This window comes from Ruegeria sp. B11, from assembly GCF_056539785.1.
Genome location: NZ_JBQFVO010000008.1, coordinates 100033 through 118548 on the forward strand (window position 1 = coordinate 100033; position 18516 = coordinate 118548).

Annotated in this window: 12 protein-coding genes and 1 pseudogene; 11 read left to right on the forward strand and 2 right to left on the reverse strand. The window is 52.3% G+C overall.

Going from position 1 to position 18516, the window contains the following annotated elements:
* Positions 1–79: 79 nt before the first annotated feature.
* From gyrB to ACR0I1_RS19530, 7 genes are all read left to right on the forward strand, one after another.
* Positions 80–2497 carry a DNA topoisomerase (ATP-hydrolyzing) subunit B gene (gene gyrB, locus ACR0I1_RS19500; protein WP_170395385.1) on the forward strand — a complete coding sequence of 806 codons (2418 nt, stop codon included), beginning with the start codon at positions 80–82 and terminating at the stop codon, positions 2495–2497.
* Positions 2498–2971: 474 nt separating this feature from the next.
* Positions 2972–3817, forward strand: coding sequence for an MBL fold metallo-hydrolase (locus ACR0I1_RS19505; protein WP_480707586.1), 846 nt, complete (start codon positions 2972–2974; stop codon positions 3815–3817).
* 116 nt (positions 3818–3933) lie between these two features.
* Positions 3934–5631: an adenylate/guanylate cyclase domain-containing protein gene (locus ACR0I1_RS19510; protein WP_480707587.1), complete on the forward strand. Its 1698-nt coding sequence runs from the start codon at positions 3934–3936 to the stop codon at positions 5629–5631.
* 190 nt (positions 5632–5821) lie between these two features.
* Positions 5822–7078, forward strand: coding sequence for an adenylate/guanylate cyclase domain-containing protein (locus ACR0I1_RS19515; protein ID WP_480707588.1), 1257 nt, complete (start codon positions 5822–5824; stop codon positions 7076–7078).
* Positions 7079–7248: 170 nt separating this feature from the next.
* Entirely contained in the window at positions 7249–8484 is a 1236-nt protein-coding gene (locus tag ACR0I1_RS19520) for an adenylate/guanylate cyclase domain-containing protein (protein ID WP_480707589.1), read from the forward strand.
* A gap of 98 nt (positions 8485–8582) precedes the next feature.
* Positions 8583–9509: a DMT family transporter gene (locus tag ACR0I1_RS19525; protein WP_480707590.1), complete on the forward strand. Its 927-nt coding sequence runs from the start codon at positions 8583–8585 to the stop codon at positions 9507–9509.
* Between the two features lie 175 nt (positions 9510–9684).
* Complete coding sequence (locus tag ACR0I1_RS19530; protein ID WP_170515595.1) at positions 9685–10101, forward strand: c-type cytochrome; 417 nt, start codon at positions 9685–9687, stop codon at positions 10099–10101.
* A 154-nt stretch (positions 10102–10255) separates the two neighbouring features.
* Here the strand turns inward: ACR0I1_RS19530 and ACR0I1_RS19535 are convergent, their stop codons facing one another.
* Positions 10256–11959 (reverse strand): alkaline phosphatase family protein, encoded by a 1704-nt coding sequence (locus ACR0I1_RS19535; RefSeq protein ID WP_480707591.1) that lies wholly within the window; start codon positions 11957–11959, stop codon positions 10256–10258.
* A 270-nt stretch (positions 11960–12229) separates the two neighbouring features.
* Between ACR0I1_RS19535 and ACR0I1_RS19540 the strand changes: the two genes are divergently transcribed.
* The 3 genes from ACR0I1_RS19540 to ACR0I1_RS19550 are packed head-to-tail and all read left to right on the forward strand — an operon-like array spanning position 12230 to position 17046.
* Positions 12230–13225 carry an HlyD family secretion protein gene (locus ACR0I1_RS19540; RefSeq protein ID WP_480707592.1) on the forward strand — a complete coding sequence of 332 codons (996 nt, stop codon included), beginning with the start codon at positions 12230–12232 and terminating at the stop codon, positions 13223–13225.
* Positions 13222–15921 carry a ribosome-associated ATPase/putative transporter RbbA gene (gene rbbA, locus ACR0I1_RS19545; RefSeq protein ID WP_480707593.1) on the forward strand — a complete coding sequence of 900 codons (2700 nt, stop codon included), beginning with the start codon at positions 13222–13224 and terminating at the stop codon, positions 15919–15921. The genes ACR0I1_RS19540 and rbbA overlap by 4 nt, the downstream gene beginning before the upstream one ends.
* On the forward strand, positions 15922–17046 hold the full coding sequence (locus ACR0I1_RS19550; RefSeq protein WP_480707594.1) for an ABC transporter permease: 1125 nt from the start codon (positions 15922–15924) through the stop codon (positions 17044–17046).
* Between the two features lie 323 nt (positions 17047–17369).
* Here the strand turns inward: ACR0I1_RS19550 and ACR0I1_RS19555 are convergent, their stop codons facing one another.
* A complete protein-coding gene (locus ACR0I1_RS19555; RefSeq protein ID WP_480707595.1) occupies positions 17370–17990 on the reverse strand; it encodes a cysteine hydrolase family protein in 621 nt (206 codons plus the stop codon).
* Between the two features lie 287 nt (positions 17991–18277).
* Here ACR0I1_RS19555 and ACR0I1_RS19560 point away from each other — a divergent pair.
* Positions 18278–18516, forward strand: a pseudogene (locus ACR0I1_RS19560) (GNAT family N-acetyltransferase); the annotation flags it as partial.

Below are 18516 nucleotides of genomic sequence, written 5' to 3' on the forward strand. Positions count from 1 at the left end.
CCACAAAATATAGGGGGAGCACGTGACAATCCCCACCAGAAAACGTATAAGTTACCAAAATAATATAGGTACTAACGGCATGTCCGAAGACGCACAGGCACCCCAAGAATACGGCGCTGATTCCATCAAAGTTCTCAAAGGCTTAGAGGCAGTTCGCAAACGTCCCGGTATGTATATCGGGGATACGGACGATGGTTCGGGTCTGCACCATATGGTGTACGAGGTTGTCGATAACGGAATTGACGAGGCACTGGCCGGTCATGCCGACCATGTGACTGTAAAAATTCACGCGGATTCCAGCGTTTCGGTCAGCGACAACGGACGTGGAATCCCGGTGGATATCCACCCCGAGGAAGGTGTTTCAGCGGCTGAAGTCATCATGACCCAACTGCACGCTGGCGGTAAGTTCGACAGCAACTCGTACAAGGTGTCAGGCGGTCTACATGGGGTGGGCGTCTCGGTGGTGAATGCGCTATCCGATTGGCTGGAACTGCGCATTTGGCGGGCCGGCAAGGAACATGTGGCGCGTTTTGAAGGTGGAGAGACGGCGGAACATCTGAAAGTCGTTGGCGAGTGTGGCGATCGCACGGGAACCGAGGTACGATTTCTGGCCTCGACCAACACGTTTTCGAACCTCGAATACTCGTTTGAGACGCTGGAAAAGCGCTTGCGCGAGCTGGCTTTCCTGAACTCGGGCGTGCGGATCATCCTGATCGACGAGCGCCCTGCTGAGCGGCTGGAAACCGAGCTGTTCTACGAGGGCGGCGTCAAAGAGTTTGTCAAATATCTCGACCGGTCCAAGACCCCGGCGATGCCCGAACCGATTTATATCAAGGGCGAGCGTGACGATATCGGCGTGGAAATCGCGATGTGGTGGAATGACAGTTATCATGAGACCGTGCTGCCCTTCACCAACAACATCCCGCAGCGCGATGGCGGCACCCATGTGGCTGGCTTCCGTGGTGCACTGACCCGGACGATCAACAACTATGCTCAGTCCAGCGGGATCGCGAAGAAGGAAAAGGTCAGCTTTACCGGTGACGATGCACGCGAAGGCCTGACCTGCGTGTTGTCTGTGAAAGTGCCCGATCCGAAATTCTCGTCCCAGACCAAGGACAAGCTGGTCAGCTCTGAGGTTCGCCCGGCGGTCGAAGGTCTGATGAACGAGAAGCTGGCTGAATGGTTCGAAGAGAACCCGAATGAGGCTAAGGGGATTGTCGGTAAGATCATCGAGGCGGCTTTAGCGCGCGAGGCCGCCCGTAAAGCTCGCGAATTGACCCGCCGCAAGACTGCGATGGATGTGAACTATCTGGCTGGTAAGCTGAAGGATTGCTCTGAAAAAGATCCGTCCAAGACTGAAGTTTTCCTGGTCGAGGGGGACTCGGCTGGTGGTTCTGCCCAGACCGGTCGGGATCGGCTGACTCAGGCTGTTCTGCCTTTGCGTGGCAAAATCTTGAACGTGGAACGGGCGCGGTTTGACCGGATGTTGTCGAGCCAAGAGATCGGTAACCTCGTGATGGCGTTGGGCACCGGCATTGGCCGCGACGAATTCAACATCGAAAAACTGCGTTACCACAAAATCGTCATTATGACGGACGCAGATGTTGACGGCGCGCATATCCGCACCCTCTTGTTGACCTTCTTCTACCGGCAAATGCCAGAGTTGATCGAGGGCGGGTATCTCTACATCGCTCAACCACCGCTATACAAGGTTTCTAGAGGTAAATCAGAGGTTTACCTGAAGGACCAGGCTGCGCTGGATGATTATTTGATCAATCAGGGCGTCGAAGGCGCAGTACTTAAATTAGGCTCGGGCGAGGAAATCATCGGCCAGGACCTGACCCGCGTAGTGGATGAAGCGCGCCAGCTGAAGCGTGTGCTGGACGCCTTCCCAACGCATTATCCACGCCATATTCTGGAGCAGGCTGCTGTAGCCGGTGCTTTCGTGCCCGGCGCTGTTGATGCCGATTTGCAGGGCGTGGCCGACAAGGTCGCGGCGCGCCTTGACTTGATCGCACTGGAATACGAACGCGGCTGGCAAGGCCGCATCACACAGGATCACGGCATCCGCCTCGCGCGCATCCTGCGCGGTGTGGAAGAAGTACGCACACTGGACGGCCCCATGTTGCGTTCGGGTGAGGCCCGCAAAACCGGCAGTTTCACCCAAAGCCTGCAAGAGGTCTACAACACCCCCGCAACGTTGGTGCGTCGCGATCGGGGTCAAGTCATACACGGCCCGCTCGACCTGCTGCGCGCGATTCTGGAAGAAGGCGAAAAGGGCTTGTCGCTGCAACGCTACAAAGGTTTGGGAGAGATGAACCCCGATCAACTCTGGGAAACAACGCTGGACCCGGACGCGCGGACCCTGTTGCAGGTACGCGTGGATGATATGGTCGAGGCCGATGATCTGTTCACCAAACTCATGGGTGATGTGGTAGAGCCACGCCGTGAATTCATTCAAAAGAATGCTCTGAGTGTGGAGAATTTGGATTTTTGAGCGGTTGTAGGTTTGCGCATAGCACTTCGCGCACCCTATAAGTTTGCGTAGTTCGCCCATAGTTTTGCGTAGCGCGATTGTCTGCCTTGGCGATGAATTCAATCAGTTTTTGGCGTAGCCGTCACAGTTATGGCCCTTCGCGTTGCCCAATGCCGCAAAGCGTCTCCCTAAGGAATATTGGGTTCCATGCGACCTTTTTGCTTGGATTCTCGCGATGGTCTGCAATGCGCAGAAAGCGGACTTTGCAAATTTGTTCGGACGGCCGTAATCGTACAATGACTTTGTAGGTCGTTTACGACGCATTTTTGTTATTGTTCTCCTAAATGCTCCATCACCCAGCTGCGTTCTGCTCTAAGGCATCACAATATGTCTGTTTGCAAGATTGCACGCTAGATGAAAGCTCTAACAACCTTGTTTCAATTGCCCTGAGAGGCGATGGTCTTCCAACATTCAGGCAACCAAAGGATTGAAGCAATGCTCTGCAAGATTGGCGATGTAGAGGTTTGGCGAATTCTTGAGATTCATGCCCCATTCATGAAGCCAGAAGAGTTGTTTCCAACCGCCGGACCAGATGTCAAAACAGTTATCGAAAGCCTTGCTCCCGGCAGCATCGACCACAGCACTGGACGACTAATTTTGCCCATACAAGGTTTCCTTCTGAAAACGCCCTCACATAACATTCTGGTGGACAGCTGTGTCGGCAATAACAAAACCAACCAAAATCATCCAGCATGGCATCAACGCTCCGACGGTCGGTTTATGGCAGCCCTGAAAGCCGCTGACGTGAGCACTCATGAAATCGACTATGTGCTGTGCACGCATCTTCACGTAGACCACATAGGCTGGAACACGCAGCTAGAAGATGGCCGTTGGGTGCCTACCTTTCCAAACGCGCGCTATTTGATGCCAAAGGATGATGAAGAAACTCAGCGTTTGCAGAGTGGCAACACCTACGTCGAAAGCGTTTTGCCTGTAGTGGAAGCTGGTCAGGTGGAACTGGTGGAGGCTGGGCACAAGTTGGGCGATCACGTGACCTTGTTCCCAACGCCAGGGCATACGCCGGGCCATATTTCAGTGCTCGTAAAGTGCGGGGGCGACGAGGCGGTAATCACTGGTGATGCGCTTCATACCACCGCGCAATGCCGAAATCCCGACTGGCATTTCAAGTTCGATTCCGATGCCGAAATGGCAGTGACGTCGCGTAGATTGCTGCTTGAGCATTGCTCGGAAACCAGTTGCTTGGTTTTGGGGTCTCACTTCGCGTTGCCTTCAATAGGGCATGTGAAAGTCGATAACGACGGTTTTCGTTGGAACGAATGAGATTTGGCGTCCCGTAATCGCTGATACCAAATGCAGAGAGATCCATTAACGAGCCCCGAGCGAACCTCGTATACTGCCAGTTGGAGTAAAGAGCCGCATCATCTATCGTCGAACTTATGTCGAAGAAAAGGCAACAGTTGCAACGAAGGTTGGCTGCAATACTAGCCGCAGATGTTGTTGGGTATTCGGCGCTCATGCACAAAGATGAGCAAGCCACGCTGCAAATGCTTGATTACCTGGAAAGCGACATCGTAATCCCAACGATAGCAGGTCAATCCGGTCGGATCGTCAAGAGCATGGGCGATGGTTGGTTGGTGCAATTTAACAGCGCGGCACAAGCTGTGACCGCGGCAATTCAGATACAGGAGCAATTGGCTGAGCACTCGCTATTGAACATGCGAATTGGTGTTCATGTGGGCGATATCACAGAAAAAGGGGACGACATCCTGGGCGACGGCGTCAACATTGCCGCAAGACTTGAGAGCATTGCGCCATCCGGCGGCATAGCTATTTCCGAACCCGTACACTTGAACCTTGATCGCACTCTGGCGGAAGCTTTCCAAGCTGTGGGAAAGAAGAGGCTCAAGAACATCCAGCGCAGCCTGGATGTGTGGATTTACGGTGGACCACACCTGGCTGCATCGCAAAGTTCACAATCTTTCGCAGAGACGAGCTTGCCAAAGCTCTTCATTCATCCTGTGACATGCAACGACCAGCGCACTGATTTGAAGGAAATGGCTGCATCTCTCACGTCGGATTTCGGTTCTTATTTTCGAACGATCAACTGGTTAAACGCGGCGATATCCTCAACGGAACCATCGGAGGGATATGCACTTCGCGGCGTGCTGCGTGGTCACGGTGACCGTTTGCGCTTGGAAGCCCGTTTACATGACTCTTCAGGTTCAGAAATCTGGACTCAGAAGTTCGACGGTGTGCTTGAAGCTATCTTTGATTGGCAAGACGAGGTCGTAGAAAAGCTGTTGGACGCCGTAAGCGGAATATTGATCCAGTTCGAGACCGCAAAGCTCTCCGCTTTGCCTGAAAACGAACTGACCGCCGAGCAATGTGTAGTAATGGGTATGATTGCTTGGACGGGCTCGGAAATCGATAGCTATGAGGGCGCAATTTCGTACCATGCGCGAGCGATTGCGGCCAAACCGGACCTTGCAGCTGCATATGCGGAAGCAATCTCAATGATGAATGGCGCCCGAACTTATGGCCTTCGTTCCGAGCTGGCTCCCTACTACGAATTGCTCCCTGGGTGGGTCGAAGCGGGGCGGCATATGGCCGGGCAAAACTCGACGCTTGATCTCAGCGTAGCCGTTGCTGACTACAATGTGGACGGGAATGCGGATCGCTTGTCTGTAGCACTTGAGCAAATTCAGCAAAGGGCACCGCTAGACGCTCGCCTCCACTCGTTCATGGGATGGGGTTACAATTGGTCAGGAGACCCTGAAAGGGCGCTTAGTTGTTTTCAAACGGCACTCCGACTGGGTCGCTACAGTGCGGTTTTCGTTAGTGCGTCCGGAGGTGCCGCAACTGCCTGTGTAATGTTGGGCCGAGACCGGGACGCGATATCCTATGCCGAAGCTGGACTACGCTATTCACAGGACTACCCCGCGCTTCACAGTGCAAGAGCCGCGGCACATGCAATGCTAGGTGAATCGGAAGCAGCGTCCAAGGCTCTAGCGCAAATGCAACGACTGGAACCAAGCGATACGATCTCGAAATGGCGTAGCAATGTGGATTACGGCGGCTCTGAAGGCGGAGAACGTTACTTCAACGCACTGCGTTTGGCAGGTATGCCAGATTAACCGGCCATGGCGATCAGACCGATTATCAGGATCCCCAAACTTCGCTGTGTTACCTTTTACATAACGAGCAATTAGTGATCACATTGGATTGCCAATGGTCCTTTCGGTGGCCATTGAGTAGTTCCATCGTTGCGTCGGGAAGAGAACTGGTTGACGGTGGTGATCTGACCCAAGCATTCGGGAATTGGCCGTGCCGCAGCTCATTTCGCGTATAAACGCATGTTTGAGAGGTGCCTTTAAGTGGTACGCAATTTCAGGCACGGAAAAAAACACCAGGAATGAACGCCAGGCTATCTACATCTTTGCTGTCGTAGCCTTGGCTGCCAACGCTACGATACTTGGGGCAGCCCTATTTTATTTTTTCTATGATGCACAAGCGACGTGGCTTGGAAACCTAGTCTGCATACTCTTTTCTGTGAGCTTATCCTTGCCCATAATCGCGCGAAGAAACCGTTTTATAGCGGAAATCCTCGCATCGTTTTTGGTTTGTATCTTCGGTACAGCATTAAGTTATATTTACGGTGCAGACGCTGGGTTCAACATGCATCTCCTGATTGGTGTGCTGTTTCTCACTTTGGAATGCAGTACGAAGAGACTTGGCAAACTGGTCTTAGTTACCGCGCCGCCGTTTGCCCTCTTTGTTCTCATTCCAGTTTTGTTTCCACATCCTGTGACCTACCTGCCGATCAGCACTGAACTGGTAGACTTTATGTTCCGTGGAAACGTTGCGTTGGTCATTTGCATGACATTGTTTACTTTCATCCTCATCATGAGGCGCACCGAACAAGCCGAAGATGCGCTGGAGCTGGAACACAAACGCTCGGAGTTGCTGCTTGAAAACCTGCTTCCCGCTGAAATTGCGAAGCGATTGAAACAAAGCCCAAACAAGATCATCGCTGATGAACATCCTAGTGTAACGATTCTGTTCGCCGACATTGTGAACTTCACGCCGCGTGCAAGCGCCATGGAACCAAAGGCGCTTGTGGCTTTGTTGAACACCATCTTTTCCGAATTCGACAAATTAGCGGCTCTACACAGTCTGGAAAAAATCAAGACGATTGGCGACGCATACATGGTTGCGGGCGGATTGGAGCAAGCGAATCCATATCACTTAAAATCGGTGGCCAACATGGCGCTGGACATGATGGAAGCTGTAGCGCGCATATCAGTTGGGACAAAAGAGCCAATCGAAATCAGGATTGGCCTACATTCAGGCAAGGCGGTTGCTGGAGTCATCGGAACCAAGAAAGTATTTTATGACGTATGGGGTGAAACTGTGAACATCGCTTCAAGGCTGGAAGGCCAAGGGGAAGCGGCTCGAATTCTGGTCACTGCATCGACGCAGTCATTGCTGCAAGATGACTATCTCTTTGAGCGCCGGGGTGTAACTGAAATCAAAGGCTTGAATCCTACTGAGCTGTTTTGGCTTGTTGGCAAGCGAGAATAGGTATTCTTCAAAAAAAATTGCAGGCTTCGGTTAGTCATGCTCATCGCGGAAAATGTCGGCTATGAGCCCATATCTACCAAATGCCATAGTTTGGATGAATGGACGATCAGAGGGGGACTTGAGACATCCCCGGCTCGTGGTAAACACAAGCATCAGCCGGGAAAGTTGTCATGAATTTAGCTCGTAGCCTTTCGAAGTTGTTTCTCGACAAGGGGCTGGAGGGACTGTCTGACAGCGAAAAATCGAAACGTTACGCATTCAATGTCATCCTTCTTATTGGTATTGCCACGGCACTCGGCTACGCAGTTTTTTATGCGATTTATGACGCCGAAGGGTTGCGTGCAGGTTGGCTTGGATCGCTCATTTGTGCTGCGATATTGCTTGTCACCCCCACTATCGCGGCGCGCAGACTAAGGTTGGCGATTTGGGTTTCGGTGACGATGGGCATTTCGGTGTTCATGTTCATGACATACCACATGGGAACTGCAACAGGCCTGTATCTCTTTCTGAATGCGTTCATGATTGGCGTTCTTATTGTCAACGGACGTGACAATTTGACGGACACTGTCGTGACATGGGGGGCCGCTACCGTTGCTATGGTTATTTCTGTTCTGTATTTTCAGGAGCCATCCGGTGTAGCGCGCGTTGACGCGCAATTTCAACTGATCGTTTTGGTCGGCGTCGTGATAGGTTTGTCTGTGATTCAGGCGGCTGGTGTTTTGGTGCTGTCGTCACGGGTTGCGCGCGCAGAGGCAGCGCTTGCTGCCGAGCACGAACGGTCAGAGGCATTGCTCAAAAATCTATTGCCCGATGCGGTCGCAATGCGACTGAAGGCATCACCGGGAGAAGTGATTGCCGACGATCTTGGTGATGTGACTATCCTGTTTGCAGATATCGTAGGCTTCACGAAGCGCGCATCATCGACGGCCCCCAAGGACCTTATCAAATTCCTGAATGACGTTTTCACGCGTTTTGATGATTTGACGGAAAAGTATGGCATGGAAAAAATCAAGACGATTGGTGACGCCTATATGGTCGGCGCAGGCATTCTGACGCCGCGAAGAGACCATGCGCAAGTCGCGGCCAACATGGCTTTGGACATGTTGGAATTGATGGAACGTCGCAGCGAGCAAACCGGAGAACGTGTAGGTCTTCGGATTGGGTTGCATTCGGGGCCAGCCGTCTCGGGTGTTGTCGGAACGAAAAAGGTTTTCTTTGATATATGGGGAGACACCGTGAACACAGCCAGTCGCATGGAAAGCGGGGGCGCAGAAGGTCGGATTCAAGTTTCGCAGGCGACGAAAGAACGCTTGGGCACCGACTTCGTTTTTCAGGAGATACCGATTTACGACGTGAAAGGGAAAGGACCAATGCAAACTTACTGGCTGGTCTCCAGAGCGGGCTGATCTGCCGGATCACAGCTTCCGCGCTGTTTCCAATCTACAAAGCAGTCTTTCGTAGAATCTCTGAAGACGAAGATGTAAATGCGTGATAGCTCCAGATTATGGCAACGACATCTGCGCGAAATCGACCATCCATCCCTTACGCATTTGCCGTTTTTGGTGTTCTTTTTGCTTCAATCTGTTTCGGCCTGGTTCCCTACTTCAGCCGCAGCCTAACCGAACAGGGCGTTGCACCCTATGCGGTCGCATTCTACCGCTACATTGTTGCGGCCCTTCTTCTGCTTCCTGTTCTCATTGTGCACCGAAAAGAATGGCGAGAGATCACTTGGGGTCTTTCAGCCGGAGCCGTAATGGGGCTTGGTTGGATCGGATATGTAACGGCGCTGGAGAAGCTGCCCGCATCGACAGTGGGTGTGCTTTACATGACCTATCCGGTGTTCACCTTAGTTGTCGCTTGGGCTGTGTTTGGCGATGCACCCACGCGACGCGCCATGTTGGCCGCTAGTCTGATTGTGGTGGCAGCTGTCTTTGCTGGCTCGCCTGCGTCAGTGGCTGGGGAACATCTACCAACGCTGCTGCTATCCCTTGCTGCCCCTTTTGGGTTTGGCTTCGGAATCTGCGTCCTGGTACACAGGTTGTCACGGATTGCGCCGTTGGCACGTATCGCGTCAGTTTCTCTGGGGTCTGTTCTTGGCCTCGCCCCGCTCATCCTTGGTGCTGAGGTTGGAGAGCTTCTCCCAAGCGAACAATCCGATTGGCTATTCATTGTTGGTATTGGTCTGGTGACCGCTTTCGTGCCTCAGCTCATCTACACGATTTGCTCGCCTGTTATTGGAGCTTCCCAAACTGCGGTCGTCGGAAGTATCGAATTACCCACGATGTTTGCCGTTGGATATCTTGCTTTTGGCGAAGCCATCTCTTTTCCTCAAGCTTTTGCATGTGCCTTAGTGCTGGGCGCAATTGCGATCACAAGAAGTAAAAAGACGCGCACCGTATCGACCGTGCTTACAAAATTACCGAGGCGGTAGCATTGGGCTCGGCGCTGCTGTTCTCTGAGGTAAGCATCACTGGTTACTTGCTGCCCGAAGCGGGTAGCGAACGTTATGTGTTAAAGGACCGACGTTGACCGGCGGAAGATGTCGGTCCATTTTTGTTGTAGTGTACTCTCGTTTAGCAAAGGACCTCCGGATTATGAGGTACTTTATGATCGTTGCAAGCATGGGCATTTCTTCGGTTGCAACGATATCTGTGGCCGATGAGTTTTCGAACCTTGGCAAAGACCTCTTTGTTGAGCATTGCGCCAGATGTCACGGAATCGATGCATCTGGAAAAGGACCTGACGCAGCTGATTTGAAAACAGTGCCTGCTGATTTAACAAAGATTTCCGAACGCAGAGGGGGTGTGTGGCCCATGTTGGAGGTCATGTCGATCTTGGACGGTTATTTGAAAGTTCAAGAACCTCGCGATGACATGCCTATTATCACCGAATTGAATGACGGCCCTACTGTCGAATTCGATACGGGGAATGGTTTGGTTACGCGTATTCCTTCCAGACTTATCGATATTGCTGAGTATTTGGAGAGTATTCAGTCTCCGAAGCCGGAACGATATGTTCCGTGAAGGTCTGCTCCGCATTTGTGTACGCTAAAGAGTGCTGCGTTGGGCGGTTTCCGTAGTCGCCAAGAAGCAACGAATATGAGGATCGCGTTGTGGACGATGCCGTCGCGGTTTTGCCTAGCTTGCTTCAATATCAGGACTCGCGCTTCACAGCGGTCTAATCCAAGACTTCTTGTAACACTTCACCGCTCGCACCATTAGGACGTGCCGTGCTCAATAATGCAGACAGAGTGGATGCGAGAGCAGTCGTGCAAACACGGCGTGCGACCCGTTGCGGTTTTAAGTTCGTTCCAGCAAAGATAATCGGCACATGTGTGTCACCGCGCCACGGTGACCCGTGGGTGGATGTGACGGACAGACCATCGAAGTCTGCGATGAACCAGCCGGGTTTGAAGACTACGTATATGTTCCCGGATCGGGTGGGGAGGTAGTTGTTGCGGACCAAGCGCATGATGTCGGTATCGGGTAGGAGGTTTGCTTCGATAGCCGTACTGGGGACGGCGAATGCCACATCGGGAAAGGATAGAAGCTCTTCTGCAATAGCTGACTCCAGCGTGTGTAAATCAATATCACTGCGAGCCAATACTTCGGGGGCGATATTGAGATAGGGGTGATTATAACCTTCAAGCAATTTCCCGGTGATCCCAAACCGCTCCTTAAGCTTGGCTATCTGTTCCGTCGGGTCCCATGTGTCCGGAGCAACAAGGCCAGTTCGGATGCCAACACTCTCCAAATAGCCCGGCGCATCGGTGGTGCCGTGGTCCGCCGATAGAACGATCAAAACGTTTTCCAGCCCAATCCGTTCGTCGATAAACGCGAAGAGATTCATGAGAGTCTGATCGAGGCGGTATATCGTATCCTCGGCTTCAAGACTGGAAGGGCCAAACACATGGTTGACGTAATCCACGGACGAGAAGCTAACCGCCAGATAATCCGTTACCGCGTCTTGCCCGATACCCTCGGCATCAATCAATCGTTTGGCAAATTGCGCCGTCAGATCGTCGCCAGCGGGACTAAGTGTCAAAAAGGTCGTAAAGTAGGGATTTTCCAGCGGGTCAAACCCATTTTGCGTCGAAGAGTAGCGATGAGGAAAGGTTGTGCCGAACCCGGCGACATCCGTCTCCCATGGTTGGTTGTCGCGGTCGCCAAAGAGATAGGTTTCCTTTGGGTGCATCAACTCCCAAGAGGTTCCTTCAAAGGAGGCGCTCGGCGATGCGTCATTCCATGCGGAAACCCAATCCGGGTATTTGTCGTAGTAATAGGAGCTTGTGACAAAACGATTTGCGGCTTTTGAGAACCAGAAGGCTTTGCCGCTTTGTCCCGCCATTGTAATAGCCCCACGATCTTTGATTGAAACTCCAAAGACTTTGGCCGCACCAGCAGTGGAGGCGCTTAATTCGTCCGAAAGCGTCGTAACAAGCATAGCGCGTGGTGACCGCCCATCTGTGCCAGCTGCCGCCTGTGTCGGGTCAATTTCAATATCGTCATTGACGCCAGCGCCATCTCCAAGAAGCGGAGCGGTGCTGTCTTCAACGTTGTAGACAACGCGGTCCAAGGTTCTGTCGAACCATATGTTTCCGATCATCCCATGCACTGCCGGTGTTGCCCCGGTCGCCAAAGTGGCGTGCCCGACAACGGTCTCTGTATTGGCATGGCAATGATGGGCGTCCACATAGTGTACACCGTTTTCTAGTAAGTACTTAAGGCCACCCTCTCCAAGATTCTCAAAGTAGCGTGTCGGCAGATCGCCCCGAAACGCGTCAACGGTCAGCTGCAAAACGAGGCGAGGAGGTTCTTGCGCATACGCAGGAGCGACTGCAACCAACCACAAAGACAAACAAGCTCTCAGTGTTTTGGTCATAATGCTTCCTTTCGCTGTAGTGCGCAGCAGGTCAGTCGCGACTGCAATTGCGTGCTAGAAAAACCCTCTTCAATACCAAACTGATAGCAAAAACGCTTCACGTCTACTTCTTCCGACCTACCGCGAAAGAGCCTGCAACACCCAAACCAGTGTTCATACAAACAATTGCTTGGAATTGAGATGCCCGGATCGGTTTTGATCCAAAACAAGGCTTTGAGTCTCTTAAGATACTAAACTCTGCGCCAGAAACCCTGTTTCAGGTGAAACGCTATGACCAAAAACCTATCGGTTTTTCTTATTTTGGCTGGTTTAGTAATTGCTGGTGCGTTGCTGTATGTCGTTGTTGCCGAGGATGGCGATGAATTGCCGGTCGGATTTGTGCAAGGAAACGGGCGGGTTGAAGCGGAACAAGTCGAAATAGCACCAACTAATGCAGGTCGGGTTGCGAAGGTAACGGCAACAGAGGGCAGTATGGTTGCAGCCGGTCAAATCCTGGCCGAAATGGACATAGATGAGCTATCTGCCGCCCTGGACCGGGCTAGAGCCGAAGTAGCCTTGGCAAATCAGACAAGGGCCGAAGCAGAAGCGCTCGTAGTGCAACGCGAAAGCGAACAGCGTAGGGCCGAGCAAGAGCTTGATCGTGCCACGGCGTTGCTGGCAGGACAAAACATCTCCAAAACTATTTTTGAAGATCGCGATACCACTCATAAGGTTGCAACAGCAGTATTGGGCGCCGCCAAAGCCCGAGTTGCAACCGCAGAAAGCCGTATTGCTGCCGCTGAGGCGGAAGTGCGCAGAATTGAGGCACAGATTGAAGACAGCGCTCTAGTGGCACCTTTGCCCGGACGCGTGCTTTACCGGCTTGCAGAACCCGGAGAGGTGGTTGGCGCGGGCGAACCGATCCTGACTATTCTTGGCCTTGAGAATGTTTACATGGAAGTTTTTCTTCCGGCGCGTGAAGCCGGACTTTTGCCCATTGGAGCTGAGGCTCGCATCGTGCTCGACGCTTTGCCGGAATATGCGATACCTGCATACGTGAGCTTTGTTTCTCCCGAGGCACAATTCACCCCCAAACAGGTCGAAACCCTGGATGAGCGAGAGCAACTGGTTTTTCGCGTTCGCGTCCGTATCCCAATAGACTTGATTGAAAGTCGGATTGAGCACGTCAAAACCGGTCTGCGCGGTGTCGCGGTGATCCGGCTGAACCCAGCCGCTGCTTGGCCTGAGGCGCTTGAACAACGCATCCCAGAAGAGCTGTTCGAATGAGAGTAGAGGATGACGCCTGCGATATTCACATTTCAGGTGTTACGCACCGTTATCGCAAGCATGTCGCATTGGATTCTGTTTCGTTAGAACTGCCAGGCGGCCAGCTTGTTGGCTTTGTCGGGCCGGATGGGGTGGGAAAGTCTACACTACTTGGTTTGATCACCGGCGCAAAGAAACTGCAATCCGGCAGTATCGACGTTTTAGGCGGCCCGATTGGCGATTCTGGTCATCGACACAGCATTTGCCCAGCCATCGCGTTCATGCCGCAAGGGCTGGGTCGAAACCTGTATACGGAGCTGTCTGTACGCGAGAACCTTGAGTTCTTCTCAGGTCTCTTTGCTCAAGGGCATTCAGAGCGGGATGACCGTATCGCAGCGCTATTGGCTGCGACAGGGCTTGCGCAGTTTGAAGACCGTCTGATGGGCAAGCTCTCGGGTGGGATGAAGCAAAAACTAGGTCTTTGCTGTGCGTTAATCCATGACCCCAAACTTTTGGTTTTGGATGAGCCAACGACCGGGGTCGACCCGTTGTCGCGTCGGCAGTTCTGGGCTTTGATTGATGCAATCCGAGCAAAAAGCCCCGAACTGTCGGTATTGGTTTCAACGGCGTACATGGAAGAAGCCGACGGTTTTGACCGGATTGTCGCGATGGACGCGGGTCAAGTCATCTTTCATGGGAAGCCCGCCGAATTGAAAGGGAGTGATGACGACCTCGAAATTGCATATCGGCGTCTGAGAGCACGGGAGTTGCCTGTTGAACCGGCGGGGAAAAACAAAACGAATGGGAAGATCGAAGCAAGCCCAGTGATAGTTGCGCGTGGACTGACACGACGCTTTGGTGATTTCACGGCCGTAGACAACGTCGACTTCACAATCAATCGCGGAGAGATATTCGGGTTTCTAGGATCAAACGGTTGCGGCAAGTCCACGACAATGAAGATGTTGACTGGCTTGTTACCATCCAGCTCAGGTGAAGCACTGCTGTTTGGCAATCCTGTCGATGCATATGACCGAAAAATGAGGCGTGAAATAGGCTACATGAGCCAGGCCTTTTCCTTGTATGGCGAGTTGTCGGTCCATCAGAACCTACAATTGCATGCGCGGATATTTGCAATTGCCGACCGAGAACAGCGTGTTTCGGAACTCACTGAGCGCTTTGGGCTCGAAGAGCACCGGCATACGTTGGCGACGGCACTGCCTCTAGGGATTAAACAGCGACTGTCGCTAGCCGTAGCAGTGATCCACCGTCCGCGGGTGCTAATACTCGACGAACCAACATCCGGTGTGGATCCAGAGGCGCGCGATTCCTTCTGGGACTTGTTGATTGAGCTGTCGCGAAATGAGTCGGTAACGATCTTTGTGTCCACTCATTTCATGGGTGAGGCGGAACGCTGTGATCGCGTTTCGTTTATGCATGCTGGTAGAGTTCTAGCGGAAGGTACTCCGGCTGAACTGATCGCCGTTGAAGGGGCGGAAAACCTTGAAGACGCCTTCATTTCGATATTGGAAGCAGCAGAAAAACCAGTCTCTGTTGTCGCGCCAGAGGTCGGTTTTAGGGCCAGATCCCACGCCGGGGGAGGAGCGTTTTCTCGTGTATTGGCTTATGCGCGGCGCGAGACCGTTGAAGTAGCTCGTGACCCGGTGCGTCTGGCTTTCGCGTTTCTGGGTTCTGCTATTCTAATGTTGGTTTTTTGCTTTGGAATTACGCTGGATATCGATGAGCTTGAATTCGCGGTACTTGACCTTTCTCAGGGGCCGGAGAGTCGTGCTTATGCGGCTGAATTCGCCGGATCGTCCTACTTTAAAGCCACATCGCCGCTGCAAAGCGCCAGCGAAGGGCGCGACCGTCTAGTGTCAGGTGAGGTCTCTCTGGTTGTTGAGTTACCACCTGACTTTGACCGAAAGATGAGTACGGGTGAACCAACCCAGATACTTGCAACTGTAGACGGTGCTATCCCATTTAAGGGTGAGACGGTTGAAGGTTATGTTTCCGGATTGCACCAATCATTTCTCGCGGAATATGCCCTTAACAATGGCAAAAGCCAGATGGATATCGCCAGGATCGAACCTCGGTTTCGCTACAATCAGAGCTTTGAAAGTATCGCCGCGATGGCTCCGGCAATGCCTGCTATCTTACTGATTATGTTGCCAGCTGTTTTGACTGCCGTAAGCGTAGCAAGGGAACGAGAACTGGGGTCAGTTGTCAATTTCTACGTGACACCAACCACGCGGCTTGAATTTTTAGTTGGCAAACAAATTCCGTACATTTTGATCGCCTACGCAAATTTTCTGCTTTTGGCCGGAATGACCGTTTTTCTTTTCGGGGTGCCGCTAAAAGGAAATCCTTTCCCTTTGGCTGTTGGTGCCCTTCTCTACGTTTGGGCAACGACATCCTACGGGCTGTTGATCGCTACAATGACATCCAGTCAGGTGGCCGCGACATTTGCAACTGCCATCGCCTCAGTTGTCCCAACAATCCAGTTCTCAGGTCTGTTGCAACCTGTTTCAACGCTTGAAGGAGGCGCACAAGTGGTGGGCTCACTTTGGCCTTCCTCATATTTCCTACACCTAAACGTTGGTGCCTTCACTAAAGGTTTGGGTTGGGAGGCCCTTGCGCCGGACATTCTGGCCCTCGCCTGCTTCGGACCAGTTCTGACACTGATCGCAGCCGTATGTCTTCGGGCGCAGGAGAAGTGAATGCAGCGCTTCTACTGCATATTCTGGCTAGGTTTGAAGGAAGTGATGAGCCTGCGCCGTGATTGGGTGATGATGGCATTGTTGGTCTGGTCGTTCACGCTGGCCCCGATCATGGAAGCAACGGGAGTGGCAAGTTCTGTAAACAACGCCTCGATAGCGTTTGCGGATGAAGACGACTCGCCACTTTCTCGAGCACTTGCCACAGCGTTTTTCCCACCAGAGTTCCAACCGGTCGTCCAAATCGAACCCGGAAAAGGACCTGCGTACATGGATGCTGGGCGCTTTATTTTCGTTGTGGCTGTGCCCCCCGGATTCGAAAAGGATCTGCGCGCAGGGCGCCGTCCGGAGATTCAAGTTCTTATTGACGCAACCGCCATGGAACAGGCCGGTATTGGTGCAAACTACATCACCAGTATCTTGAGCGCTGAAATACATCGCTATGCAATTGGTATCGATCTAGTAGATGCTGCCTCAATCAGTGTCATTCTTAGAAGCGCCTTCAACCCAAATAGAGATACTTTACGTTTTGCTGGTATCGTCGCTTTGATCGGCCAGATCATGTGGCTCACAACTATATTGACCGGAGCGGCAATGATTAGAGAGCGAGAGCACGGGACCATTGAACATCTCCTGGCCATGCCTCTTGCTCCATTTGACATTGCCATTGCCAAAATTTGGGCGAATGCAGCGGTGGTTTTGGTCGCGGCTGGTCTTTCACTAACCTTTGTGATGCAGGGTTCCTTGGGCATCAATATAGCTGGATCCAAGATGTTGTTTTTGGTTGGCACGGCGTTGTTTCTTTTTACTGCGACGGCGCTTGGGGTGTTTCTGGCAACCATTGCACGCTCTATGGCGCAGTTTGCGCTTCTGGTTATGTTGATTGTGCTGCCAATGCTAATGCTGTCAGGTGGAGAGACCCCAATTGAAGGTCAGCCGGCGTGGTTGCAGGCAGGTACTTTAGTTTTGCCGTCACGCCATTACATGTCAGCCAGTCAGGCTATTGTTTTCAAAGGCGCTGGTATTGAGACTGTCTGGCCGGAATTCGTTTGGATGACGTTGTTAGGAGTTGCTTTGTTACTAATGAGCCTACGGCTTTTTCGGCGTTCTCTTGCTCAGATCAGCTAGCGCTCCAATCTGTTGGCTGTGACAGATTGGAGCGCTAGCTGATCTGCCTCAGAAGGCAGTTTGGAAATCTGCTCGGCAGAGGTCAGGGCATCAGCGATTGTCTAAGCGTTAGCTTCACTATCTATAGTCATATTCGCATTTAAATCGCCGACGGCTGGATTACGATGCAATCGAAGTTTTAAAGGGCCATAGTCGCAAACTCAAAGGATTGTACTGAAATTGCCGCTTCCTTCTGCATCGAACGGGCAAGTCCAAGGCGTTCAAGCGACAAAAATCTCCGCCCGTTTCCGCACGCCAACTGGTACTAGCGGTTCGATTGCAATTTATAGCGACGAGATGGCCTTGATCACTGCTTCTCGGTTCTGAACCGCCCCGGTTTGAAGATACTCCATAGCTTTGAGAGCAGCTTCATGGGCTTGGACAGAGGACCCGCCAACACAGTCCTCTACAACGCGGCAGAAGTAGTCTGATTGGTGGCCATCGACGAATGTGTAGTGCACACAAACATCTGTTAGCCCGCCGCACAACAAAAGTGTGTCTATCTTTAAACCTCGCAGCAGGATTTCGAAATCGGTGCCAAAAAATGCAGAATACCGTCGCTTCGGTACGATGTAGTCACCTTTGCGATATCCCATCTCATCTTTTGCAACTTCCGTTCTTGGATCACCTTCGAGACAGTGTATGTCTTCGTCACCATCCAGCTCACGGCCGAAGTCTATCCTATCGGGACGATGGACTTCTTGGATGAAAATGACTGGCACTTTGCTCTCATGCGCGGCGTCAACCAAATCACGTGCAGCGATCATGCGATCTTTGTAGCCCGGCATGTTGTCGATGGAGCGTACTTCGCTGTCATCAATAAATGTGCTCTTTTGAATGTCGATTACGATTAGGGCAGGTCTACCCTCGATCAGTTTCCTGGCTTGTTTGGTTTTAGTTGTCATGTTCGACCTCTAATTTGCCAGGTCGTCCTGAAAAAAACGCCCTTGCTTGGCCGGGTCGTCCCAGCGGGCAGATCAAACTTGACTAAATGTGCAACTGATTACGGTCAAGGGTGTGCTGCGTTGTTGTGGAATGAAAAGCATGTGTCCGCGCCTAGGGCAACATTGCCCGCAAAGCCGCCGCCAGGGGTAGGTGCAGAGAGTGTCTGCGCCGAGCGCAGATTGAGCAATGGTGCTAGCAATACCGACGGCGGCTATACAACTTGACCCATCGTTCTTAGTGTAAATGCATGAACAGATTTCGAAACGCTCAACCCTCTGATGCAATTCGATGCTTTGAGATCGAGACTGATGCCTATGAAGGCGGCGAAGCGGCTACCCTCGAAAAGATAGCAAAGAGAATCGAGGTCTATCCCGATGGTTTCCTTGTTCTTGAGGTCGAAGGCGAGATCGTCGGCTTTGTGAATTGCGGATGTGCATACGACGTCGAAATGTCTGATGAGGAATTCAAAGAGCTTATAGGGCATGA

Excerpts from the sequence above, each read along its gene's own strand:
- gyrB (WP_170395385.1), top strand. The coding sequence starts at position 80 with ATGTCCGAAGACGCACAGGCACCCCAAGAATACGGCGCTGATTCCATC.
- ACR0I1_RS19505 (WP_480707586.1), top strand. The coding sequence starts at position 2,972 with ATGCTCTGCAAGATTGGCGATGTAGAGGTTTGGCGAATTCTTGAGATT.
- ACR0I1_RS19510 (WP_480707587.1), top strand. The coding sequence starts at position 3,934 with ATGTCGAAGAAAAGGCAACAGTTGCAACGAAGGTTGGCTGCAATACTA.
- ACR0I1_RS19520 (WP_480707589.1), top strand. The coding sequence starts at position 7,249 with ATGAATTTAGCTCGTAGCCTTTCGAAGTTGTTTCTCGACAAGGGGCTG.
- ACR0I1_RS19525 (WP_480707590.1), top strand. The coding sequence starts at position 8,583 with ATGGCAACGACATCTGCGCGAAATCGACCATCCATCCCTTACGCATTT.
- ACR0I1_RS19530 (WP_170515595.1), top strand. The coding sequence starts at position 9,685 with ATGATCGTTGCAAGCATGGGCATTTCTTCGGTTGCAACGATATCTGTG.
- ACR0I1_RS19535 (WP_480707591.1), bottom strand. The coding sequence starts at position 11,959 with ATGACCAAAACACTGAGAGCTTGTTTGTCTTTGTGGTTGGTTGCAGTC.
- ACR0I1_RS19540 (WP_480707592.1), top strand. The coding sequence starts at position 12,230 with ATGACCAAAAACCTATCGGTTTTTCTTATTTTGGCTGGTTTAGTAATT.
- rbbA (WP_480707593.1), top strand. The coding sequence starts at position 13,222 with ATGAGAGTAGAGGATGACGCCTGCGATATTCACATTTCAGGTGTTACG.
- ACR0I1_RS19550 (WP_480707594.1), top strand. The coding sequence starts at position 15,922 with ATGCAGCGCTTCTACTGCATATTCTGGCTAGGTTTGAAGGAAGTGATG.
- ACR0I1_RS19555 (WP_480707595.1), bottom strand. The coding sequence starts at position 17,990 with ATGACAACTAAAACCAAACAAGCCAGGAAACTGATCGAGGGTAGACCT.